Consider the following 23,095-nt stretch of genomic DNA (forward strand, 5'->3'; position numbering starts at 1 on the left):
TCGATGCGGTTTTTTGTGTTGTCGGGGCAGGTTGGCTGGCGCATGCGCCAACTGCTGCAAGTGTAAGGAAAAGGGGGAATATACGTCTCATGCGGCGAGGGTGATGCGAAAATTGTGGCGACTTCAAGCCATACAATGCAAGAGGCGGTTGACCGCTCGGTTCTGGTCGCCTAAATCGCGCGTTCCGGCGTGCCCTTAGCTCAGCTGGTAGAGCAACTGACTTTTAATCAGTAGGTCACAGGTTCGAACCCTGTAGGGCACACCATTCTTTTCCTTTTTTGACGAAGTCAAAAATTTTCGATCCTGTGAAGCGAAAATCGGAATAGAATGATTGAGGTGAAGCCGAGATATCTGCGCCTTTCCAGTTACCCCGATTTAACCCCGCCGGCCACTTCTCCTCGGAACATCTCGCGCTTGTCGCCCGTTGGTTTTTCGAAAGGAGACTCATCATGAACAAGCAAGAAACAGATATCGATACCCAGCGCCAGAACGACCTCAGCCAGCAGCGAGGTGATGGCGAGACCCCCGGCCGCGAGGATACGAATCAGGCTGGCTACCGCAGCACGGACGACCAGCCGCAGGACGGCGAGCACGGATTCTTGCGGGATGACGGTCAGAAGGACCGCCCAGACGCACCCGGTACCGCCGCAGAACGTGCCCAACGCCTAGATGAGGGCAAGAACCCGGTTCTGATGCCGCGTGATGGGCGTCATCCAAATGCACCCGAGACGCTTAATGCTGATACAGGGGCCGAAGATACAAAGGCGGGCGCGTTGAAACAGTCCCCGGACACGCACGAACTCGAAGACGCCTATTCCCAGAACGATCCGGGGGTGGAGACCAAACAGTAAAACAGCAAAAAGAGCCGGACTGGGGTAAAACCCGTCCGGTTTTTCTATCGGGTCCTGGCGGATGGAGCAAAGCTCCGGACGCTGGGGCCTTTTTAGTGAGTTGAATGGAATGAAATGACCCCGAGTGCACGCGAGGCTCCGTCCATCCGCCGGGAGTGCCAAGAAGAGACGACAATCCTCTTCGCGCTCCGGACCTTCGTCGGCACTTTCATCGCAGGATGCCGACAGGTGGAGTGTATACATCTGGCGACCCGGTCGGATTCAGGACTTTGGGGCCTTTGAAAAGCCTCAGTAAAATCTGGAAGCCGTGGGGGATAGTGGCAGCGAAACCGTTGTTCCTGCCCTGCTGAGGCGTTAACGCTGCCAAGCGGAAAGGATGCGTTTATGGACAGGCTCGCGCGGATAGCGGTTCGAGACCGGCTGCTGGAGCGGCTCGCGGCCCCGACGCCGCTGATCATGGGCATCTTGAATGTGACCCCTGACTCTTTTTCCGATGGGGGCGCGCATGACACCCTGTTCGCTGCGCAAGCGCATGCCCGGCAAATGGCCGAGGACGGCGCAGACATTCTCGACATTGGCGGTGAGTCGACACGGCCCGGAGGTGATCCGGTGAGCCTCGAAGACGAATGGGCCCGCGTGCGTGAGCCCATTACACGCCTTGCCGGGCCGGACGCCTTGCCGCTCTCCATCGACACTTACAAGACCGAGATCGCCCGGCGCGCTGCCGAAGCGGGCGCGGTGCTTGTGAATGATGTCTGGGGCATGACCAAGGATGAGGGCATGGCCGACGCCGTGGCCGAGACTGAAAGCCTTGTCTGCATCACGTACAATCGCGGCAAAACGGATGGCGACATAGACCTCCGCGAGGACATGGCGGAGTTCTTCGGGCGCGCCTTCGACATGGCCGACCGCGCCGGCATTCCCCGCACGCACATCCTGCTTGATCCGGGTGTCGGCTTTTCCAAGACGTATGATCAGAATTTCGGTGTGCTCGCGCACCTGAATGTGCTCGTCGATACCCAATGTCCGGTCCTGGTCGGAGTCTCCCGGAAGTCCTTTATCGGACGCATGACGGGCAAGCCCGTGGAGGATCGTCTTGTCGGGACGCTTGCCGCCGGGCTCGACAGCGTCTACCGGGGCGCAACGATTCTTCGTGTCCATGATGTCGCCGCGCACCGCGAGGCGCTCGACATGTTTCAAGCCATTGGGAGCGCCAATTGACCGACCGCATCTTTGTTTCAAATCTTTGCCTTCATGGCTTCCATGGGGTCCACAAGGCGGAGAAATCCCTCGGCCAGAAATTCTTCATCGATATCGACTGCCGTCTCGGCCAGCCCGCGACGTCAACCGACCAGATGGAAGAGACCGTCCATTATGGGGAAGTCTGTGACCTTGCCGAAGACCTGTCCGGAAAGACTGTGTTCAATCTGATTGAAACCTTTGCCGAACGCATCGCCGATGCGATCCTGGCCAAGTGGGTCATTGTCGAGGAAGTGACCGTCACTGTGCGCAAGCCGTCGGCGCCAATTCGACATCTGGTGGACCATGTCGGCGTGTCGATCACACGCAGCCGCAATGGCTGAGGCTGCGCTCGGCCTCGGCACCAATCTGGGCGACCGCGAGGCGGCGCTGGCGCAGGCGGTGGACTTGCTGGCCGCAATGCCGGGTATTGAGCTTGCTTCCGTCTCCAATCTCTACAGCAGCGCGCCTTGGGGTGTTACGGACCAGCCGGATTTCCTGAATCTTTGCGTGCTGATCGAGACAGGTCTTGGACCGCTGCAATTGCTGCATGCCTGCAAGGCCATGGAAGCCGAACTGGGGCGACAGGAACGTTTGCGCTGGGGTCCGCGTGAGATGGATGTGGACGTGTTGCTGATGCAGGGCGTGACGCTCGACACCGAGACGCTGGCCATCCCGCATCCACGCATGGCGGAGCGCCGGTTCGTGCTGGAGCCGCTGGCGGAGATTGCGCCGGACTGGGCTCTGGAAGATGGCACTGTGACAAGCAAATCGGCCGCCCTCAAGAAGAAGGCGGCCGATCAGATGTGTGTATTGGATGAGGCGGCAACGCGTCGGTTTGCGTCGCTGCGAAGCGCCTAGAGGTTCTTCACAATGTCCTCGACCATCTTCTTCGCATCCGCGAGCAGCATCATCGTGTTGTCGCGGAAGAAGAGTTCGTTCTGAATGCCGGCATAGCCTGAACCCATCGAGCGTTTGATGAACAGGACCGTTCCGGCATTCTCGACGTCGAGGACCGGCATACCATAGATCGGGCTGGTCTTGTCGGTCTTCGCGGCCGGGTTGGTGACGTCGTTGGCACCGATCACGAAGGCAACTTCGGAATTGCGAAAATCCGAGTTGATATCTTCCAGTTCGAAGACTTCATCATACGGCACCTGCGCTTCGGCGAGCAGGACGTTCATGTGCCCCGGCATCCGGCCCGCGACGGGGTGGATGGCGTATTTCACTTCAACGCCTTCTTCCTTCAGCTTGTCGCACATCTCTTTGAGAGCGTGCTGGGCCTGGGCGACGGCCATGCCGTAACCGGGCACGATGATGACCTTGGAGGCGTTCTTCATGATGAAAGCCGCGTCTTCGGCCGAGCCGCGCTTGAACGGACGGTCTGCATCCGCGCCTGCGCCACCGGTGGCCGCATCGTCGCCGCCAAAGCCGCCGAGGATGACCGAGATAAAGCTCCGGTTCATGCCTTTGCACATGATATAGGACAGGATCGCGCCCGACGAGCCGACGAGCGCGCCGGTGATGATCAGCGCGAAATTGCCCAGCGTGAAGCCGAGCGCCGCTGCAGCCCAGCCAGAATAGGAGTTCAGCATCGAGACGACGACCGGCATGTCCGCGCCGCCAATCGGGATGATCAGAGTAATGCCGAGGATCAGGGCAAGCACCGTGACGCCCCAGAAAGCCCATTGTGCCGAACCGTTTGACTGGATCAGGATGACCATCAGGACCACGATGCCGACAGCTAGGGCGATGTTCAGCAGGTGACGGGCGGGCAGCATGATCGGCGAGCCGGACATGTTGCCATTGAGCTTGGCGAACGCAATCAGCGAGCCGGTAAAGGTCAGCGCACCGATGGCGGAGCCGAGGCCGAGTTCGATCAGGGACGCTGCCTTGATGCCAGCGATGCCGGAAATGCCGAAACTGACCGGAGAGTAGAGCGCGGCAGCCGCCACGAGCACGGCGGCGAGGCCGACGAGGCTGTGGAAGGCGGCGACGAGCTGCGGCATGTCTGTCATCGGGATCTTGCGGGCGATGATCGCGCCAATCGTGCCGCCGATGGCGACGCCGCCGAGGATCAGGCCCCAGGTCTGCAGGTCAAGCTGTGACCAGACCAGCGCCAGCGTGGTGCCGACGGCGATGGCCATGCCGATCATGCCATTGCGGTTGCCAGCGCGGCTGGTCGCCGGGCTGGAGAGACCGCGCAGGGCCAGAATGAAGAGAATGCCAGCGACGAGATACAGCAGCGGCGCCCAAGTGGTTTGGAAGGAGTCCATGTCTTAGTCTCCCTTCTTCTTGTACATGGCGAGCATACGCTGGGTGACGAGGAAGCCGCCGAAGATGTTTACGCTGGCAAGGATCACGGCGACCGTGCCGAGAATCTTGGAGACCCAATTGTCGGAGGTGAGCCCCATCGTGGCGGCTGCGACGAGCGCACCAACGATGATCACGGACGAAATGGCATTCGTCACAGCCATCAAAGGTGTGTGCAGGGCCGGGGTGACCGACCAGACGACATAGTAGCCAACGAAGCAGGCCAGTGCGAAGATGGCAGCCAGGAAGACGGTTGAGTCGATGCCACCGGCATCTGCGAAGGCGGGCAGCGCAAAGCTGGCCGCAGAAAGCGTCAGGAGTGCGCGCTTCATGATTGGATCCTTTCGTTCACCGTCTCGCCATTGCGCGTGAGCAGCATGGCGGTGACGATTTCGTCATCGGTGTCGAGATTGAGGCTGCCATCCTCGGCTGTGACCAGCGGCAGGAAGGCGAGGAGGTTCTTGGCAAACAGGGACGAGGCGTCTGCGGGCAGGCGCGCGGGCAGGTTCGAAAACCCGGCCACTTTCACGCCGTTCACGTCCACGATCTCATCAGGTTTGGAGAGCGGGCAGTTGCCGCCCTGGCTAACCGCCATGTCGACAATGACCGAGCCCGGCTTCATCGTTTTCACCATCTCCTCGGTGACGAGGACCGGCGCGGCGCGGCCGGGAATCAGGGCGGTCGTGATCACAATGTCCTGCTTGGTGATGTGGCTGGCCGTCAGTTCGGCCTGCTTGGCCTGGTATTCCGGCGACATCTGCTTGGCATAACCGCCAGCGGTCTCAGCCGCCTTGAACTCTTCATCCTCGACCGCGATGAATTTCGCACCGAGCGAAGCGACCTGTTCCTTGGCAGCGGGACGCACATCGGTTGCGGTGACGACCGCGCCGAGGCGGCGCGCCGTGGCAATGGCCTGAAGGCCAGCGACGCCTACTCCCATGATAAAGACCTTGGCCGGGGCGATCGTGCCGGCAGCGGTCATCATCATCGGCATGGCGCGGCCGTAGATCTGCGCACCTTCAATGACTGAGCGATAGCCGGAAAGGTTTGATTGGGACGACAGGGCGTCCATGCTTTGTGCGCGCGTGATGCGGGGGGTGAATTCCATGGAAAGAGCCGCGATCTTTTTCCCATTGAGCGGCGTCGCATCCAGGTTGCTGGGGTCCATCAAGGCGATGAGCGCGACGCCGTCGGGCAGGGCGCTAAATTCGCCGTCTTCCGGTGCGCGCACCTTGAAGACAATGTCGGCCCCCTTGGTTGCCGCGGCCGCGTCTGGTGCAAGGGTGGCCCCCGCCTCAGAAAAGCTGTCGTCAGGAAAGCCTGCGACAGTGCCCGCTCCGGACTCAATTGTTACCGAGTGGCCGGAGGCCACCAACTTCTTGACGGTTTCTGGTGTAGCCGCCACACGGGTCTCACCAGCTCGTCGCTCCCTCAGAACAGATATTTTCATATCGCTGGGATAGAGGAAAAATATTGCGGCGCGCAACACGAATTTTCTAATTGGAGGGCATGAGATTGTTCAGTTTAACTAATAAGACGGCATTGGTCACGGGAGCATCAAGCGGTTTGGGCCAGCATTTCGCCCATGTTCTGGCCGATGCCGGGGCCTATGTCGTGCTCGCGGCGCGCCGCCTGGACCGATTGGAAGAAGTTGCAGAAAGCATTGAGAAGCGCGGTGGAAAGGCGCTGCCTGTACAGATGGACGTCACTTCCGACGACAGCGTGACGGGAGCGTTTGCAGAGATTCGCGAAGCGCTTGGTCGTCCGTGCGATGTTCTCGTCAACAATTCCGGTATGTCGCGTGAGGGGTGGTTCTGGGACATGCCCGAAAAGGATTGGGACACTGTCATCGAGACCAATCTCACCGGTGTCTGGCGAGTTGCCAAATACGCTACCAAGGCCATGATCGATGCGGGCTGTGGCGGCGCGATCATAAATATTGCGTCAATTACGGCGCTCAGGCCGTCAAACATGATCTCTGCCTATTCAGCGTCGAAAGCTGCGGTGGATCATCTGACTCGCACGATGGCACTTGAGGCATCTCGGCATGGGATCCGCGTTAACGCGATTGCGCCTGGATACTTCAAGACAGCAATAAATGATGAGTTCCTCGAATCGGAAGCGGGTCAGAGAATGGCAAAGCGCGTCCCGATGCGTCGGTTCGGAAACTATGACGAATTGTCTGGTCCGCTTCTGCTGTTGGCGTCGGAGCAGGGCGGCTACATGACGGGCGCCACACTGGTTGTGGATGGCGGTCATACGTTGACCCCGCTTTAACTCTTGAAGTTTTCCGGTCAGACGAATATAGGCGGCGCTCCCTCCCTTATCGTTGGTAAATTTCGGGTAACCCCCAAAAGGCCGAAACATGCTCAAAGAAATTTTGTCCACCGGTGTCGCCGTGATGATTTCGGGAAGCCTCGCACCGGCGACGACAGTGCGCAGCGATGGCGGCGAGTCGATATCGCAAGCGCGCGAATTCGGAGAATCCCGTCTAAAGACTTTCGTCGTTCTGGACGACCGCGGTTCTGATGGCACGTTGCGCTGCTCAAATGGCTATGAAGCGCCAGACGGTGGCGTTTTCTTCGGACCGGTTCCGGACTGACTTCAGTACATCCGATTTTGTTAGCTATCGGTTAGCTCTCATCTGGCACACTCTCTGGAAGATACCGGAGAATTCAGATGGCCCTTCCGAAAAGCAAGCCAGCGATTCAAGACGAATCTACCGCCCAGGAAGCCGCGAAATCCACAGACCTGGCGGCAGCGAATATGCAGGACGCCAGCCTATCTGAGCCGCGTTATCCGCCCACGCTATCTCCTGCGCGTCGTTTGCAGAGCCTGCTCGAAGCCGAAATGCGTGGGACACGGGCACCCTCCGTCAAACGGTCCATGGCCACAGTGCTCGTTTTGTCACTCGCGTGCAGCGTTGGTGCGTTAAGCTTGTACAGCCTTGGCTGGATTTAGACTTACGGCCATTTTATTGCTCTGAGTTAACGCGATTTAAGTCCAAGTCTGCTTAGAAACCCGCATAGGTGGCCTTTCGCGGTCCCGATGTTGAATTCCAAGGAGCTTCCTGTTCATGCGCGTTAGAAAAGCTGTTCTTCCTGTGGCCGGATTTGGCACGCGAGTCCTGCCCGCGACGAAGGCTATCCCGAAAGAAATGCTGCCCGTCGTCGACCGGCCGGCCATTCAATATGTCGTTGATGAAGCGCTGGAAGCTGGAATTGAGCACATCGTTTTCGTGACCGGGCGCAACAAGGGTTCGATCGAAGACTATTTTGACATCCCTTACGAGCTTGAAGTCGCGCTCGAAGCCAAGGGCAAGAAGGCCATTCTGGAACAGGTCAAGCAGACCACTTTGCCAGCGGGCTCCGCCAGCTTTGTGCGCCAGCAATCGCCTCTGGGACTTGGCCATGCCGTCTGGTGTGCGCGAGATATCGTCGGCAACGAGCCGTTCGCCGTGTTGCTGCCGGATGTTCTGGTCAAGGGCAGCCCCTCCTGTCTCGCGCAGATGGTGGAAGCCTATGACAAGGTCGGTGGGAATATCGTGGCCGTAGACCAGGTGCCGATGGATCGCGTGTCATCTTATGGCGTCATTGCGCCGAAAGGGAGTGATCGCGACGGACGCCTGATCGAGATGACGGGCATGGTGGAGAAACCCCCCGTCGCCGACGCGCCATCGAACCTCAAGATCACGGGTCGTTATATTCTCCAGCCCGAAGTGTTTGGCCTGCTCGAAAGCCAGGGCAAGGGCGCCGGCGGCGAGATCCAGCTGACGGACGCCATGGCGCGCCTGATGGAAGTCCAGTCCTTCTATGCCTACGAGTATGAAGGGCAGGATTATGATTGTGGCTCGAAGCTTGGCTATTTCGAAGCTGTTCTGGGTTATGCGCTTGCCAATGAAGAGATAGGCGAAGACGCCAAGGCACTTGCCAAGGCAATGCTCGACAAACTCTAGTCGATCCTATTGCATTGCAGGGCATGCCGGTTCGGTTTAGGTCACCGGCATGACTGCTGCTGACGCGCTACCGGATTTCGAAGATGTGCTTGCCGCCGCTGAACGTGTGCGGGGTGTTGCGCGTGAGACGCCGATACTGACACATGAGGCGCTGGACGCCCTGGCTGGCGGATCACTGTTCATCAAGGCTGAATGCCTACAGGTGACCGGCAGCTTCAAGATACGCGGCGCGATGAATCGCCTGTCACAAATCCCGGCGGCGCAACGCGCAGCGGGTGTGGTGGCTTTTTCCTCTGGCAATCATGCGCAGGGCGTTGCGCGGGCCGCGCGTTTGCTGGGTATGCCCGCGATAATTGTCATGCCATCTGATGCGCCCCGGATAAAGGTGGCAGGCGTCGAGGCAGATGGCGGCGTGGTTCACTTCTATGACCGGGAGACCGAAAGTCGTGAGGAGATCGCGACCCGGATCGCCGAAGACCGCGGCGCGGTCGTCGTGCCGAGTTTTGACGACAAAGACATCGTGGCCGGGCAAGGCACCGCGGGGCTCGAATTTGCGCACCAGATGGAAGCATTCGGTGAGCCATTGGACCATCTGATCTGTTGTGCTGGCGGCGGCGGGCTGATCACGGGCGTGGCGATCGCGATGGCCGAACTGTCGCCGCAAACAAGTATTTGGACGGCTGAGCCAGAAGCACATGATGATTGGGCGCAGTCGCTAGCAGCGGGCGAACTGCGCAGCAATCTGCCCGGAACGCGGTCGATCTGCGATGCCATTCTGACGCCCATGCCCGGCCAGATCACCTTTGCCCTCGGCAAGCGCTTGTTGAGTGGTGGGCTGGTCGTGTCGGATGACGAGGTGCGTGAGGCGATGCGCTTGGCCTTCCGATACTTGAAGGTCGTTGCCGAACCGGGCGGGGCAGCCGCGCTGGCGGCCGCAGTGCAGGGCTTGCCATCCGAGATGCACGGACAGCGGGTCGGCGTGCTTATCACGGGCGGGAACGTCGACGCAGACATGTTCTCCACTGTCTTGAGAGGCTAAATCGGCCTAGCAGATTAACATGCGTGTGCTGAATTTTAAGAACTGGCCGCGAAACAGTTGCGGCATGGTTAATGCGCGGTTCTGTTCGTGATTTAGATTTCCCTACAAGTCTTCAAGAGACCTTATCGCCTGAAGATTAATCATGAATGCTGATGATTGCGTATTTTGCGCGGGAGAGGGCATTCAGAATGAAACTCGCACCCCTGATCAGTCTTGGTCTTTCTGCGGTACTGGGAATCGCAGCTGTGTTTCTTGGCCGCTATTACATGACGTCAAATTCCAATGACGCGACAGCCCAGATTGCCGCACCTGCGGTCCAGATGTCGTCTGTTCTCGTTGCATCTGCGGCGATCGAAGCAGGTGAGGAGGTCTCGGCCAGCAATGTGAAAGCCATCAAATGGCCAAGTGACTCTGTTCCTGAGGGCGTTCTGGCCTCGACGGAGGAACTGTCGGAAATCCTTTATGCACGTGGCCTGATCCTGCCTGGCGAACCAATCATGCTGGAAAAGCTCGACGCGGCCGGAAACCTGCTTACCCTGGCATCTGCTATCGAGCCCGGCATGCGTGCCGTGGCCATCACGGTACGGAGTGATACTGGAGTTGCTGGATTCGTCCTGCCCGGTGACCGGGTCGATGTGAACGAGTTCATCCAGCGCGAACCTGGCCAGTCTGCAAACTCGTTTGGCAGCGATGCCGTACGGGTCACATCAGACCTGATAGCGCGGCCTGTGCTCAAGCGAGTGAAAGTGCTGGCGGTCGATCAGACATTTGAATCGAATCTTGAGGGCGCACGTCCCTCCAGCACGGTAACGCTGGAAGTGACGCCAGAAGGTGCACTCCGCTTGGGTGCGGTCAGCATGCAAGGCGCGCTGGGACTGGCATTGATCGGACGCGAAGAAGACGCTGATGTCATCACGCTGGTAAAGGCGGAGCCTAAAAAGGTCCCTATTGTTCGTCGTGCTGCGCCCAAGCGCGCAACGACTGCGACCGTGCGCATCATAAATGGGGATCGTGAAACAAGTGTGACCGCGCCTGTCGCGCAGCCGAAGCCGCTGACCGAGGAGGCGAACTGATGCCTAAACTGACTTATATCCTGCTTTTCCTGGTTGTTGGCATCGTCGCAATTGCGCCGGCGCATGCCTGGACCGAGCGCACGACCGGCCCTGATGCCAAGGTGCTCATGCTTGAAAAGGGACGCTCGACCGTCATCGAGTCCGATCAGGGATTTTCGACGCTCGTCGTCGCCGACCCTGATATCGCCGAAGCGATGGCAACCTCCAACCGGTCCTTCTTCCTGCGTGGCAAAGTGCCCGGCTCAACCACCGTGCTCATTTACAATGCAGAGGGCGAGATCTCTGAACTGATTGATGTCGAAGTTGAGCTGAGCCTTGATGAACTGCGCGCCGATTTGGGGAATCTCCTGCCAGGCGAACGTATTGAAGTATACCCCGTGCATGATGGCGTGTTCCTGGATGGCAAGCTGACCACGGCTGCAGCTGCGGAGATGGCGGTGCAAGTGGCCGAGCGCTATGTTCCGGGTGGTGTGGCCAATGGATTGTCTGTTGGCCAGAGTCAGCAAGTCCTGCTGGAGGTGCGTTTTCTCGAAGCCAGCCGTAGTGCGGTGAAGGAAATCGGATTTGGAAACTCCATGGATGGGCGCGACGCGGTTGCGTTCACGGAGCCATCGACCGTGTCCGGACTGGCCGCCAAGACGGTTGCCCTGTTCACCAATGTCGGTGGAGAGAATATTGATGTCGAACTGCGCGCCCTTGAAGAGAAGGGAATCGTGCGTACGCTGGCTGAGCCCAATCTGGTGGCCCTGTCAGGCGACACGGCGAGCTTCCTGGCCGGGGGCGAGTTCCCCATTCCGGTCTCGAGCGAGAATGGCCAAGTATCGGTCGAGTTCAAGAAGTTTGGGGTGAGCCTCGATTTCACTCCGACCGTTTTGGGTGGTGGGCTTGTGAACTTGCGGGTGCGTCCGGAAGTGTCCCAGCTTGACCGGAACAATGGTATCCGAGCGCAGGACATCGAGATTCCCGGTATTTCCGTCCGTCGCGCCGATACAACGGTAGAGCTACATGACGGACAGGCCTTTGCCATCGCGGGCCTGTTGCAGAATGATTATTCCAATGATGTTCGGCAGACACCGTGGCTTGGAAATGTGCCGGTATTGGGCGCCTTGTTCTCTTCTAAACGCTACCAGCGTCAGGAAAGCGAATTGGTGATCATCATCATTCCGCGTCTGGTTCAACCTACTCCACACCCTTCCATGCTTCGGACTCCGCTCGACGCATTTGCTGAACCGACGGAAGAAGAACTCTTCCTCATGAACCAAACCACTCATGCGCCGCTGGTCGGCGAAGGAGACTGAACATGACTTTCAAGCGCCGTATTATGAGTGCCATGATGGTGAGCGTGTTCCTCGTCGGATGTGCAAGCTATGACAATCAGGACAAATTTCTGCTGGGTGAAGCCAATGCCAGCAACATACGTGAGCAATCGGTTCGTGACGTCAATCTGAGCAACTCCAAGGCCGTCGAGTCCACGTCTGGCCTGCGTGCAGCCAATGCCGTGAAGGCCCTCAATGAAGGCAAAACCAAAGACTTGCGGGATTCCTCGGTCAGCGCGTCGGGAGGCAGCTGATGTCAGGCGCAGCGCGAAAACTATCTGATGGAGCCCATCCGGCATCCGCTCCGGCGATGATCCCTGCGATCGCCGCATTGGCGGGGCCTGAACGGCTGATGCAGCTCAAGTCGATCTGCCGGAATGTTATTGACCTTTCTTCAATGGACCCTGCGAACATTGTCGAAAAGTTCGGTGGTGCACTGATCCTGTTGGAACAAGGACAAACAGGCGCGGAACAGGTTGTGCTGGGGCTGGCGGTGGAAAAACCGGACAGTGCCGTCTTGATGGTGTCAGACAATCTGCCAGTTCACATCGTTAGAGCCTTAATGAAAATTGAGGCGTCGGACATCCTTCCGGTCAGCGCCGGTGCGGACGAAATCCTGGAGTCCGTGGAACGCATCCGCGCCGCTGCAGAAGCCGCAGAGAGTGGCGGTGACGGACCAGCGTCCGCCGTATGCTGGGCGTTTCGGGGCGCTGTCGGTGGTGCGGGTGTCTCAACTCTGGCTATTGAGAGCGCGTTTGCCATCTGTGAGAAAGTCGGACCCGGCAAGGTATGCCTTGTTGATCTGAATGTGTCTGACGGCATGGTCAGTTCGTTTCTGGAAGCAGTGCCAAAGCTCGACCTTGCAGCCTTGTCCGCTGCGCCGGAGCGCCTTGATGCGCGCTTGCTGGCCGCATGGTGCTGGCAACACGAGGATGGTGTTTCGACAATTTCGGCGCCGCGCAATCCGGACGCAGATGCATTGGCCACGGAAGCGGCGATCCTCAGATTGCTGGACGTTGCCTGCGCCGAGTTCCCATTTGTTCTGGTGGACATGCCTCGCCACATGATGCCGTGGACCAAGCCCATACTGGGCGCGGTTGATGAGGCGATCATTATCAGTGAGCTGACCGTGCCAAGCCTGCACGCTGCTGCGGATATGGCGCGCGAAGTTGATATGCTGCGTGGGCCCGATCGCAAGGCCAAGCTCGTACTGAACCGTATGTTCCCGAAAAAGAAGTTCCGTGCCGAGTTTGCCGTCGACAAGGCCGAAAAGGCCATCGACCGTCAGATTGATGCAACGATCACGTCGGACTGGGATGCTGCCCGCACGGCGGTAAATCTCGGAAAGCCGATTGGTGACGTGAAACCGAAAAGCGCGCTCGTCGCAGATGTCTCGACATTGGTCGACAAGATGATGCCCGACGCCGCGAGGCAGCCCGTTCAACAAGTTGCCGGTAAGAGGAAAGCGAAATGAGCCGTTTTGGATTTTCGAACGCCGCCGCCAAGCCTGAACCGGTCAACGCGCCTGAAGTGGCTGAGCCAACTGCGCCGAAGCCCGCGCCGCCCGCTCCTGCCGACACCAAGGCTTTTGACCAGCTCGATGCCAAATTGCGTATCCATGCCAAGCTGATCGACGAACTGGATTTGTCCGTTCTCGACAAGCTGGATGATGAAACCATGCGGCGTCGTGTGCGGGGGATCGTTTCGGAGATCATCAAGAAGGAAGAGATGGCGCTCTCGGCCACAGAAGAGGCAAGCTTTGCCGATGCTGTGATGGACGAGATGACGGGGCTTGGGCCCATCGAGCCGCTACTGAAGGACGATTCGATTGCCGACATCCTGATCAATGGTTTTGACCAGGTCTATGTCGAGCGGCACGGCAAGCTCCAACTGGCACCGGTCCGGTTTGCGGACAATGACCATTTGCTTCGCATTGTGCAGCGGATTGTGGCGGCTGTGGGCCGACGTGTCGATGAGAGCCAGCCCTTGGTTGATGCACGCCTTCTGGATGGCAGCCGTGTCAATGCCGCTGTCTTGCCAATTGCCATTGATGGGCCGCTTGTCTCCATCCGGAAATTCTCCAAATCGCCACTGACAATGGAGAAGTTGGTTGGCTTTGGCGCAATTCCTGAGCCTGTTGCAAAGTTCATCCTCGGGGCGGTGAAATGCCGGGCCTCTACCGTTATCTCCGGGGGCACCGGGTCGGGGAAGACAACCCTGCTCAACGCGCTATCAGCCGCTATCAATGAAGATGAACGCCTCATCACGATTGAGGACGCTGCCGAACTCCAGCTGCAACAGCCTCATGTTGCGCGCATGGAAACCCGCCCGCCCAATATTGAAGGCAAGGGCGAAATCCGTCAGCGCGAACTGGTGAAGAACGCGCTGCGCATGCGGCCTGACCGCGTGATCCTGGGCGAGGTTCGCTCAGAAGAAGCGTTCGACATGCTGCAAGCCATGAATACGGGCCACGAAGGCTCTATGGCGACGATCCACGCTAACAATCCGCGCGATGCACTGACCCGTCTGGAGCAGATGGTGATGATGGGTGGTATGAAAATATCCGAGACGGCGATCCGTGGACAGATTGCTTCGGCCGTCAATTTTATCGTCCAGGCCACGCGCCTGTCAGATGGCTCGCGAAAAGTCGTATCAATCTCCGAAGTGACGGGCATGGAAGGCTCAGTCGTTCAATTGCAGGAAATCTTTCGCTTTGAACGCACTGGCACAACCGATGAGGGCAAGGTCGAGGGGCACTTCGCCGCGACCGGTCTACGTCCGAAATTCCTCGATGAGATGGAACGTCGCGGCGTTCCCATGCCGGAAGGCATGTTTGACCCCTCTACGCGATTCTAGGAGACGAGCTTCTTGTCGTGGATGCCTGACATCACCAATATCAGCCTGACTGTCCTGATCCCTGTGATCATGGCGATCGGCGCGGTATTTCTGGCGATCCAGTCGGTTATGGGGCTGGTGACGGAAGCCCAAACCCGCCGCGTGGTCAACAAGCGTCTTCAGTTCAAGGAACGGTTTGAAACGACGAGTGAAGCCATGGTCGAGCTGCGCAAAAGTCGTGGCCTCGACAAGAATGGCAATCTTGCCATGCCGTTGCGCTGGTTCAATCAGCTGGTGGTCAGGTCTGGCCTGAAGTTTCAGCCATTGCGTTGGTTCGGTATGTCAGCCGGGGCAGGTCTGGTCGCGGGGCTAGCCTATTGGCGTTTTGTTGGCGGGCCCGGACCGGCTGCCGGTATTGCCGCGCTCATTCTTGTGCTCGGACCCATCGTCTGGCTCAAAATGGTTGCTGGTCGGCGCATGAAGAAAATGTCGGAACAATTGCCCGACGCACTCCAGATTGTCTGCCGCAGTTTGGAGGCCGGGCATCCGGTTGCGACAGCCGTGTCGTTGGTGGCCCGCGAGATGCCCGACCCGATTGGAACAGAGTTCGGCATGGCGGCGGATGAAGTGTCATACGGCATGTCGCTGACCAATGCGGTCCAGCGCATGGCCGAGCGGGCGGGCGACCCGGACGTCGAGCTGTTCGTCGCCACGGTACGCCTGCAGGAAAAGACTGGTGGCAACCTTTGCGAACTCCTGAAAGCGAACACGACAACCATCCGTGAGCGTCAGACCATGCGTCTGAAAGTGAAGGCAGCTTCGTCAGAGGGCCGGGCCTCGGCGATGATCCTTACCTCGGCACCCTTCATCGTGATGTCTGGCATCCACGTGCTGCGCCCGGAATTTTACGGCGAAGTGATCGATGAGCCGCTAGTGCGGGTGGTGTTCCCGATCCTGTTTGTATGGATGGCGATTGGCAATTTTGTCATGCGCAAGATGATCAATTTCAAGATGTAGGCCCCAAGCAAACCCATGCCCTTCTCCGCATCTGCTCTTCTGCCCATCATTATGCTGGCCATTGCCGGCTTCCTCGCCGTGCCTGCGATTATGGCCTTCGTGAGAAGCTGGAAGGCCAAGGAAGATCTTGAGCGTCGGTTGGAGCGACGCGAGTCACGTCCTGCGGTGCAGGAAGAGAGCCGGAACGATACACGGATAGGTCGGGCGGTCATCGGGCTTGCCAATCGCGCGACCCCTTCGAACGAGGACGCGGTCAGCGAGGTGCGCGCCAAATTGCTGCTCGCGGGGTTTACTAACCCGTCGGCGGTGGGGCGATATTACATAGCCAGAATTGCTTGCGTCGTGTTGCCTCAGCTCGCTCTGCTGGTGGCTTTGCCTCATCTCGGTGGCTTTTCGAAGCAACACCTGATCATGCTCAGCATTGGCCTGATCATTGCGGGCTTGCTCGCGCCTGACATGCTCGTTTCGCGCCGTACCAAAGCGCGCCAGCAGCAATGCTCGGCTGGCTTTCCCGACATGATGGACCTGATGGTTGCCTGTGTAGAAGCCGGTCTAAGTCTTGATGCCTCGGTTCAGAGGGTCGGCGAAGAGTTGGAATTGCGGCATCCGATCATTGCCGGGCACATGAAAAAGCTGTCGCTGGAGCTACGCGCGGGCAAGGCGCGCAAGAATGCCTGGCGCGCTTTTGCTGATCGCATGAGCATCGAAGAAGCGAGTTCTCTGGCCACGATGCTCCGTCAGGCAGAGGAAATGGGCACCAGTCTGGGCCAGACTTTGCGAGTTTTCTCGGCAGATATGCGCAAGCGTCGCATCCTGATGGCGGAGGAAAAGGCCATGGCGCTGCCGGCAAAGCTGACTTTGCCATTGATTATATTCGTTTTTCCCGTCCTGCTCGGCGTTTTGATCCTGCCGGCCGTGGTAAAGGTGCAAGGCGCACTTTAGTGAATTCCCGGCTAGGCGAGTCAGCCCGTCATTGCTAACTTGCGCACCATGACAACGACCTATCTTGAATTCGAAAAGCCCATTGCGGAGCTGGACGCGAAGATCTCCGAACTGGAAGCGCTTGCTTCCAGCAAGGAAGGTCCATCGATCACCGACGAGCTGAAAAAGCTGAAGGCCAAGTCGAGCAAGCAGCTGAAGGACATGTATTCCGATCTCAGCGCATGGCGGAAGACTCTTGTGGCCCGCCATCCAGACCGGCCGCATTTGTCTGACTTCATCGAGAACATCTTCGACGATTTCGAGGAACTCGCGGGCGACCGTGTGTTTGGGAATGATGAAGCCATTATGGGCGGACTGGCACGCTTCAAGGGGCGTCCCGTGGTCATTATCGGCCATGAGAAGGGCCGTACGATCGAGAAGCGCCTGAAGCACAATTTCGGCATGGCCCACCCTGAAGGCTATCGCAAGGCGGTGCGCTTGATGGACATGGCCGAGAAGTTCAATTTGCCTGTCCTGAGCTTTCCGGACACGTCGGGGGCATATCCCGGCAAGGGCGGCGAAGAGCGTGGGCAGGCTGAAGCCATTGCGCGCGGCACACAGCGCGGCCTGTCACTGGGCGTGCCGTTCGTCACGCTGATCATCGGCGAGGGCATGTCGGGCGGCGCGATCGGTATCGCGGCGGCCAACAAGGTCCTGATGATGGAGCACGCCATCTATTCGGTGATCTCTCCGGAAGGCTGCGCTTCGATCCTTTATCGCGACGCTGCCAAGGCGAAGGATGCGGCTGACGCCATGAAAATCACAGCGCCGGACCTGTTGAAAACCAAAGTCATCGACGGTGTCGTCAAGGAGCCAGTCGGCGGCGCACATCGTGACCCGAAACGGGCGATGGCTGCTGCAGCAAAAGCGCTTGATGAGGCCTTGCAGGAACTGGAAGGCCTGAGCCCGTCCGAACTGCGCACCCAGCGCAAGGAGCGTTTCTACGCCATCGGTCGCGAAGGGTTGTAGCGCCGTGAGGCGCATGGGGCGCTGACCCAATGGCTGAGAGAGACTGGATCGCCAAATATTTTGCGCCGCTCGCCAGAGCGGGCGGGGCAGCTGGCTTGCGGGACGATCTTGCGCAGTTGGCCGACAGCAAGTCTCCGACGGTCATCACGGTTGATGCGTTGGTCGAGGGCGTGCATTTTCTCGCGTCTGATCCGGTGGCGTCCGTTGCCCAAAAGCTTGTGCGCGTGAACGTGTCCGATGTCTACGCCGCCGGAGCCTTGCCCTCTGAAGCTTTGCTCACGCTCGGATGGCCCAAGGAACGACCGGAATCCGACCTTGCTGAATTCGCATCTGCTCTTGGGGCAGAACTGGATGCATTCGATATCCACCTGATCGGCGGAGATACCGTGCGCAGCCCGGGTGGTCTTTTCCTGTCACTCACCATGACCGGGACTTGTCTTGGTGAAACACCTGTTCGGCGGATGGGCGCTGGGCCCGACGAAGATATCTGGGTCACAGGTCGTGTCGGTGCGGCGTATCTGGGCTTTGACGCGATCCAGAAAGGGGCGGTTGAAAGCGCCGAGGTTGAGGCGTATCGGGTGCCGCAGGTCCAACCGCTTGCCGCCGCGCATCTTGTCGCGCAGTTCGCGACGGCGGCGATGGATGTTTCCGACGGGCTGTTGGGGGATGCCGCGAGTCTCGCCAGCGCGTCCGAAATTGGCGTCCATATAGCACTTGAGTCCGTGCCCTTTGCGGGGAATGCAACCGATGTGGACGAAATGATCCGCCTGTCGACATGGGGAGACGACTATCAACTGCTCTTCACCTCAGAAAAAACGCGGCGCGATGAAATCCTGGCGGATGCGGGCAGATCTGGCGTAGTTATTACGCTTATCGGCGAAACCCGACCCGAAGGAGGACTTTCCGTCACCCTGCGAAATTCGCCCATTAACCTCCCGGAAACTCTCGGCTTTGAGCATGGCTGAAGTGGGACTGGGCTGACTCGCCCCTGACGGGAGGCATATTGCCTATTTCCCGAGGGCCGGGCAGGCTGGTCACCTATAATAAACAGTGCATGATCAGGAATAACCTGGCGTCGAAGTTCTGTTTTAAGGGAAGGAAACGTAATCCATGTGGTATTATCTCGCTCTCGCGGCGGGGGTCTTGTCAGTCCTTTATGGCTGGCTCCAGATCAATTCGATCATGAAGGCCCCGGCTGGTGATGCGCGTATGCGCGAAATTGCTCAAGCGATCCAGGAAGGCGCAAATGCCTATCTTGGGCGCCAGTATCGTACAATTGCGATCGTCGGCGTCGTTGTCGTCGTTCTGTTACTTATTCTGTTCCGAAACTGGCAGGTGCCGCTCGGCTTCATCGTCGGCGCAGCGCTTTCCGGCGCGGCCGGGTTCATCGGCATGAAAGTGTCGGTGCAGGCAAACGTGCGCACAACTGAAGCGGCCAAGTCTGGCCTCAACGCAGGTCTGAAGTTGGCCTTCAAGTCAGGTGCCATCACGGGCATGCTGGTGGTTGGCCTCGCTCTTCTGGGCATCGTTGTCTATTACGGCTTGCTCACCATGGTCGTTGGACTGAATCTGGGCGTTGAAAGCGAGAAACGTCTCGTCATCGACTCGCTCGTGGCCCTTGGTTTTGGCGCGTCGCTGATCTCGATCTTTGCGCGTCTTGGTGGTGGTATCTTCACCAAGGGCGCGGACGTCGGCGGTGATATGGTCGGCAAGGTCGAAGCCGGCATTCCGGAAGATGATCCACGCAACGCTGCGACGATTGCAGACAATGTGGGAGACAATGTCGGCGACTGTGCCGGCATGGCGGCCGACCTGTTCGAGACCTATGCGGTCACGCTGGTGGCGACGATGGTGCTCGGTGCAATCTATTTCTCTGGCGCAACATACATCGTCGAAATCATGATGCTGCCGTTGGCGATTGCCGCCGTCTGTATCGTCACGTCGATTGTCGGCACCTATTTCGTGAACCTCGCACCCGGCAAGACGGATGTCATGTGGGCGCTCTACAAAGGCCTGATCGTGACGGGCGTGCTGTCCATTGGCGGCCTCGCAATAGCAATCGCAACGGTCTTGCCGAATGGTTTCGGCGTGCTCGACGATGCCGGCGAGCGGCTTGGCCTCGCCAATGACGTGTCCGGTTGGATGCTGTTTGGTTGCGGCGTGGTCGGCCTCGTGGTGACGGGACTGATCGTCGTGATCACGGCTTACTATACCGAAACCAAATATCGTCCGGTACGCTCCATCGCGCGGGCATCAGAGTCTGGTCATGGGACGAACGTGATCCAGGGCCTCGCTGTGTCGCTGGAATCGACTGCCCTTCCGGCCATCGTGATCATTGCGGGCATCATCCTGACGTTCAACCTCGCAGGCCTCTACGGCATTGCGATTGCCACCACGACCATGCTGGCGCTTGCCGGAATTATCGTGGCGCTCGACGCTTTTGGACCCGTTACGGACAATGCGGGCGGCATCGCCGAGATGGCGGAGCTTCCGTCGGAAGTTCGCGAGACAACGGACGCACTCGATGCGGTTGGTAACACCACGAAGGCTGTGACCAAGGGCTATGCCATTGGTTCGGCCGGGCTCGGCGCACTCGTTCTGTTCGCGGCCTATGCGGAAGATCTCAAATACTTCTCGGCGCGCGCCGTGGAAGGGGACTTCTTCTACAATGCAACGGCTGATTTCTCGATTGCGAACCCATATGTGGTGGTCGGCCTTCTGTTCGGTGGCCTGTTGCCATTCCTGTTCGGAGGCCTGTCCATGATGGCCGTCGGACGCGCTGCGCAAGCGGTGGTTGAGGAAGTTCGTCGACAGTTCCGCGAAATGCCGGGCATCATGAAAGGCGAAGTGAAGCCTGATTATGGCCGGGCGGTCGATCTTCTGACGAAGGCCGCTATCCGGGAAATGATCGTCCCGTCACTCCTGCCAGTGTTGTCACCGATTGTCCTGTTCGGCGTGATCTTTGCGATTGCCGGCAAAGGCGCGGCCCTCGCGGCGGTTGGGGCGATGCTCCTTGGTGTGATTGTGACAGGCCTGTTCGTGGCCATCTCGATGACGTCCGGAGGCGGTGCCTGGGACAATGCGAAGAAGTATATCGAGGATGGTCATCACGGCGGAAAGGGCTCAGAAGCTCACAAGGCCGCTGTAACCGGAGACACGGTTGGCGATCCCTACAAGGATACTGCCGGTCCGGCCGTGAATCCGATGATCAAGATCACAAATATCGTGGCCTTGCTCATGCTCGCGGTCCTCGCAGGCCACTAGTTGAATGAATTTTTTATGGAAGGCCCCGGTGCGAAAGTGCCGGGGCCTTTGATTTTGTACCACTAATTCAATGCATAGAAAATATCGATACCGGAGTAGGCTTCTATTGATTGGTTCTATTCAAAATGATTGCGTAGCCTCAAGACTGTCGTCAAAGGACTGCGCCTACTCCGCGCTGATGTTCTCTCGGCGACCGTGAAATCAGGAGGGTTGTTCCGGGAGGGACTGCTCTCAGGCCAGACCAATCCAGGGAGATGAATATGGACGGAAATGACGCAGCTCCAGAGGGCAAGTGCCCCGTAATGCATTCGCTGCGAGGGCGCGTAAACCGCGACTGGTGGCCCAACCAGCTAGACCTCAGCATCCTTCACCAGAACCCGCCGGTCGGTAATCCACTTGGCGAGACGTTCAAGTATTCCAAGGAATTCAAGAAACTCGACCTGAAGGCGATCAAACAGGACATCTTCGCGCTGATGACGGATTCCCAGGATTGGTGGCCTGCGGACTACGGCCATTATGGTCCGTTCTTCATCCGTATGGCCTGGCACAGCGCCGGTACATATCGCACAGGTGACGGCCGGGGTGGATCGACTTCCGGGTCGCAGCGCTTTGCGCCGCTGAACAGCTGGCCGGACAATGCCAATCTCGACAAGGCCCGCCGTTTGCTATGGCCGATCAAGAAGAAGTACGGCAACAAGATTTCCTGGGCCGATCTCATGATCCTTGCGGGCAATTGCGCCATTGAATCCATGGGCGGTAAAACGTTTGGGTTTGGCGGCGGCCGCGAAGACATTTTCGAGCCGGAGAAAGATATCTATTGGGGCACGGAAGAAGAGTGGTTGGCCACCAGCGATAAGCCCGGCAGCCGCTATAGCGGCGAGCGTGTGCTCGAGAACCCGCTCGCAGCCGTTCAAATGGGCCTCATCTACGTGAACCCCGAAGGCCCGGACGGCAATCCTGATCCGCTGGCTTCGGCAAAGGACATCCGTGAAACATTTGCCCGGATGGCCATGAACGACGAAGAAACTGTTGCGCTGACTGCTGGCGGTCACACATTTGGCAAGTGCCACGGTGCGGGTGACGCGGCGATGGTTGGTGCAGAGCCTGAAGGCGGCGACATCGCCGAACAAGGGCTTGGGTGGCAGAGCAAGTTCGGTATTGGCCATGGCGATGACACGATCACCAGCGGCATCGAAGGCGCATGGACGCCAAACCCGATCAAATGGGACAATGGCTATTTTGATATGCTGTTCGGCTATGAGTGGGAACTTGTGAAGAGCCCCGCTGGCGCGTTCCAATGGCAGCCAAAGGATGTAGACGAGGCGCACATGGCGCCAAAGGCTCACAATCCGTCCGAGAAGCAGATCACCATCATGACCACGGCCGACATGGCCATGCGGATGGATCCGGAATACGAGAAGATCTCTCGCAGGTTCCACGAAAATCCGGATCAGTTTGCAGACGCGTTCGCCCGCGCCTGGTACAAGCTGACCCATCGCGATATGGGGCCAGCCGTTCGGTACCTTGGTGAGGAAGTTCCAAGCGAAGAATTGCTCTGGCAGGACCCAATTCCGGCAGTTGACCATGAACTGGTGAACGCCAGTGACATTGCTGATCTCAAAGAGAAGATCTTGTCTTCGGGCTTGTCTGTGTCCGAACTGGTCTCGACGGCATGGGGCGCAGCTTCCACGTTCCGCGGCTCCGACAAGCGGGGCGGTGCGAATGGCGCCCGTATCCGCCTGGACCCGGCTAAGAACTGGGAAGTCAACGAACCTGAAAAGCTTGCCAAGGTTCTCGGTCTGCTCGAAAGCGTTCAGCGCGCTTTCAATTACGCCCAGACAGGCAACAAGAAGGTGTCGATGGCCGACCTGATCGTGCTCGGCGGTTCTGCTGCCGTGGAGAAGGCCGCCAAGGATGCGGGCGTCAATGTTTCGGTACCGTTCACGCCGGGCCGTATGGATGCTTCGCAGGAGCAAACGGATGTTGAATCCTATGCCTTCCTCGAGCCGAAAGCCGATGGCTTCCGCAACTATCTTCAGGTCGAATTCTCGGTTCCGACTGAAGAATTGCTACTGGATCGGGCGCAGTTGCTGACTCTGACTGCACCAGAAATGACGGTTCTCGTCGGCGGCCTGCGTGTACTCGGCGCCAATCATGCTGATTCCAAGCATGGCGTCTTCACGGATCGCCCCGGCACGCTGTCGAACGACTTCTTTGTGAACCTGATGGACATGGGCGTCGCT

At 58.7% G+C, this 23,095-nt stretch carries 22 protein-coding genes and 1 tRNA gene; 20 read left to right on the top strand and 3 right to left on the bottom strand.

The genetic code is table 11. The annotated features are described in order from the left end of the window. Window positions 1-189: 189 nt before the first annotated feature. The 5 genes from B4F73_RS08110 (at window position 190) to folK (ending at window position 2,951) form a co-directional block, all read left to right on the top strand. Window positions 190-265: transfer RNA gene (locus tag B4F73_RS08110), tRNA-Lys, on the top strand. Window positions 266-449: 184 nt separating this feature from the next. Then, the gene (locus tag B4F73_RS08115) at window positions 450-851 is read left to right on the top strand and encodes a hypothetical protein (protein WP_290482975.1); all 402 of its coding nucleotides are present in this window, start codon (window positions 450-452) and stop codon (window positions 849-851) included. Window positions 852-1,235: 384 nt separating this feature from the next. After that, window positions 1,236-2,072, top strand: coding sequence for a dihydropteroate synthase (folP, locus tag B4F73_RS08120; protein WP_290482976.1), 837 nt, complete (start codon window positions 1,236-1,238; stop codon window positions 2,070-2,072). Further along, the gene (gene folB, locus B4F73_RS08125; protein ID WP_206993005.1) at window positions 2,069-2,434 is read left to right on the top strand and encodes a dihydroneopterin aldolase; all 366 of its coding nucleotides are present in this window, start codon (window positions 2,069-2,071) and stop codon (window positions 2,432-2,434) included. The genes folP and folB overlap by 4 nt, the downstream gene beginning before the upstream one ends. After that, a complete protein-coding gene (gene folK, locus B4F73_RS08130; protein ID WP_206993006.1) occupies window positions 2,427-2,951 on the top strand; it encodes a 2-amino-4-hydroxy-6-hydroxymethyldihydropteridine diphosphokinase in 525 nt (174 codons plus the stop codon). Before folB ends, folK begins: the two co-directional genes overlap by 8 nt. Here the strand turns inward: folK and B4F73_RS08135 are convergent. The 3 genes from B4F73_RS08135 to B4F73_RS08145 are packed head-to-tail and all read right to left on the bottom strand — an operon-like array spanning window position 2,948 to window position 5,853. Next, complete coding sequence (locus B4F73_RS08135; RefSeq protein ID WP_290482977.1) at window positions 2,948-4,366, bottom strand: NAD(P)(+) transhydrogenase (Re/Si-specific) subunit beta; 1,419 nt, start codon at window positions 4,364-4,366, stop codon at window positions 2,948-2,950. The genes folK and B4F73_RS08135 overlap by 4 nt on opposite strands. Window positions 4,367-4,369: 3 nt before the next feature. Then, window positions 4,370-4,735, bottom strand: coding sequence for a proton-translocating transhydrogenase family protein (locus B4F73_RS08140; RefSeq protein WP_206993008.1), 366 nt, complete (start codon window positions 4,733-4,735; stop codon window positions 4,370-4,372). Next, window positions 4,732-5,853 (bottom strand): Re/Si-specific NAD(P)(+) transhydrogenase subunit alpha, encoded by a 1,122-nt coding sequence (locus tag B4F73_RS08145; protein ID WP_290479155.1) that lies wholly within the window; start codon window positions 5,851-5,853, stop codon window positions 4,732-4,734. The genes B4F73_RS08140 and B4F73_RS08145 overlap by 4 nt, the downstream gene beginning before the upstream one ends. A 59-nt stretch (window positions 5,854-5,912) precedes the next feature. Between B4F73_RS08145 and B4F73_RS08150 the strand changes: the two genes are divergently transcribed. The 15 genes from B4F73_RS08150 to katG form a co-directional block, all read left to right on the top strand. After that, entirely contained in the window at window positions 5,913-6,680 is a 768-nt protein-coding gene (locus tag B4F73_RS08150; RefSeq protein ID WP_206993010.1) for an SDR family NAD(P)-dependent oxidoreductase, read from the top strand. Window positions 6,681-6,768: 88 nt separating this feature from the next. After that, complete coding sequence (locus B4F73_RS08155; RefSeq protein ID WP_206993011.1) at window positions 6,769-7,005, top strand: hypothetical protein; 237 nt, start codon at window positions 6,769-6,771, stop codon at window positions 7,003-7,005. Between the two features lie 474 nt (window positions 7,006-7,479). Beyond that, window positions 7,480-8,358 carry a UTP--glucose-1-phosphate uridylyltransferase GalU gene (gene galU, locus B4F73_RS08160; RefSeq protein WP_290482978.1) on the top strand — a complete coding sequence of 293 codons (879 nt, stop codon included), beginning with the start codon at window positions 7,480-7,482 and terminating at the stop codon, window positions 8,356-8,358. A 49-nt stretch (window positions 8,359-8,407) separates the two neighbouring features. Beyond that, entirely contained in the window at window positions 8,408-9,397 is a 990-nt protein-coding gene (locus tag B4F73_RS08165) for a threonine ammonia-lyase (protein ID WP_290482979.1), read from the top strand. A 188-nt stretch (window positions 9,398-9,585) separates the two neighbouring features. Then, entirely contained in the window at window positions 9,586-10,470 is an 885-nt protein-coding gene (gene cpaB, locus B4F73_RS08170) for a Flp pilus assembly protein CpaB (RefSeq protein WP_206993015.1), read from the top strand. Then, window positions 10,470-11,768, top strand: a complete 1,299-nt coding sequence (locus B4F73_RS08175) for a type II and III secretion system protein family protein (RefSeq protein ID WP_290479151.1) — start codon at window positions 10,470-10,472, stop codon at window positions 11,766-11,768. Before cpaB ends, B4F73_RS08175 begins: the two co-directional genes overlap by 1 nt. A gap of 2 nt (window positions 11,769-11,770) precedes the next feature. Beyond that, entirely contained in the window at window positions 11,771-12,040 is a 270-nt protein-coding gene (locus B4F73_RS08180; RefSeq protein ID WP_206993017.1) for a hypothetical protein, read from the top strand. Continuing rightward, window positions 12,040-13,260 (top strand): AAA family ATPase, encoded by a 1,221-nt coding sequence (locus B4F73_RS08185; RefSeq protein WP_290482980.1) that lies wholly within the window; start codon window positions 12,040-12,042, stop codon window positions 13,258-13,260. Before B4F73_RS08180 ends, B4F73_RS08185 begins: the two co-directional genes overlap by 1 nt. Further along, the gene (locus B4F73_RS08190) at window positions 13,257-14,642 is read left to right on the top strand and encodes a CpaF family protein (protein WP_290479149.1); all 1,386 of its coding nucleotides are present in this window, start codon (window positions 13,257-13,259) and stop codon (window positions 14,640-14,642) included. Before B4F73_RS08185 ends, B4F73_RS08190 begins: the two co-directional genes overlap by 4 nt. 21 nt (window positions 14,643-14,663) lie before the next feature. Next, the gene (locus tag B4F73_RS08195) at window positions 14,664-15,638 is read left to right on the top strand and encodes a type II secretion system F family protein (protein WP_290482994.1); all 975 of its coding nucleotides are present in this window, start codon (window positions 14,664-14,666) and stop codon (window positions 15,636-15,638) included. A 15-nt stretch (window positions 15,639-15,653) separates the two neighbouring features. Next, window positions 15,654-16,580 (top strand): type II secretion system F family protein, encoded by a 927-nt coding sequence (locus tag B4F73_RS08200; protein WP_206993020.1) that lies wholly within the window; start codon window positions 15,654-15,656, stop codon window positions 16,578-16,580. Window positions 16,581-16,628: 48 nt separating this feature from the next. Then, window positions 16,629-17,588 (top strand): acetyl-CoA carboxylase carboxyltransferase subunit alpha, encoded by a 960-nt coding sequence (locus B4F73_RS08205; protein ID WP_206993021.1) that lies wholly within the window; start codon window positions 16,629-16,631, stop codon window positions 17,586-17,588. Between the two features lie 29 nt (window positions 17,589-17,617). Further along, window positions 17,618-18,553, top strand: coding sequence for a thiamine-phosphate kinase (gene thiL, locus B4F73_RS08210; RefSeq protein WP_290482981.1), 936 nt, complete (start codon window positions 17,618-17,620; stop codon window positions 18,551-18,553). A 145-nt stretch (window positions 18,554-18,698) separates the two neighbouring features. Further along, the gene (locus tag B4F73_RS08215) at window positions 18,699-20,852 is read left to right on the top strand and encodes a sodium-translocating pyrophosphatase (protein ID WP_206993023.1); all 2,154 of its coding nucleotides are present in this window, start codon (window positions 18,699-18,701) and stop codon (window positions 20,850-20,852) included. A gap of 260 nt (window positions 20,853-21,112) precedes the next feature. Beyond that, window positions 21,113-23,095, top strand: a 1,983-nt coding sequence (gene katG, locus B4F73_RS08220) for a catalase/peroxidase HPI (protein WP_290482982.1), incomplete at its 3' end; no start/stop codon positions are given.

This window comes from Hyphomonas sp. UBA3601, from assembly GCF_002375605.1.
GTDB lineage: Bacteria > Pseudomonadota > Alphaproteobacteria > Caulobacterales > Hyphomonadaceae > Hyphomonas.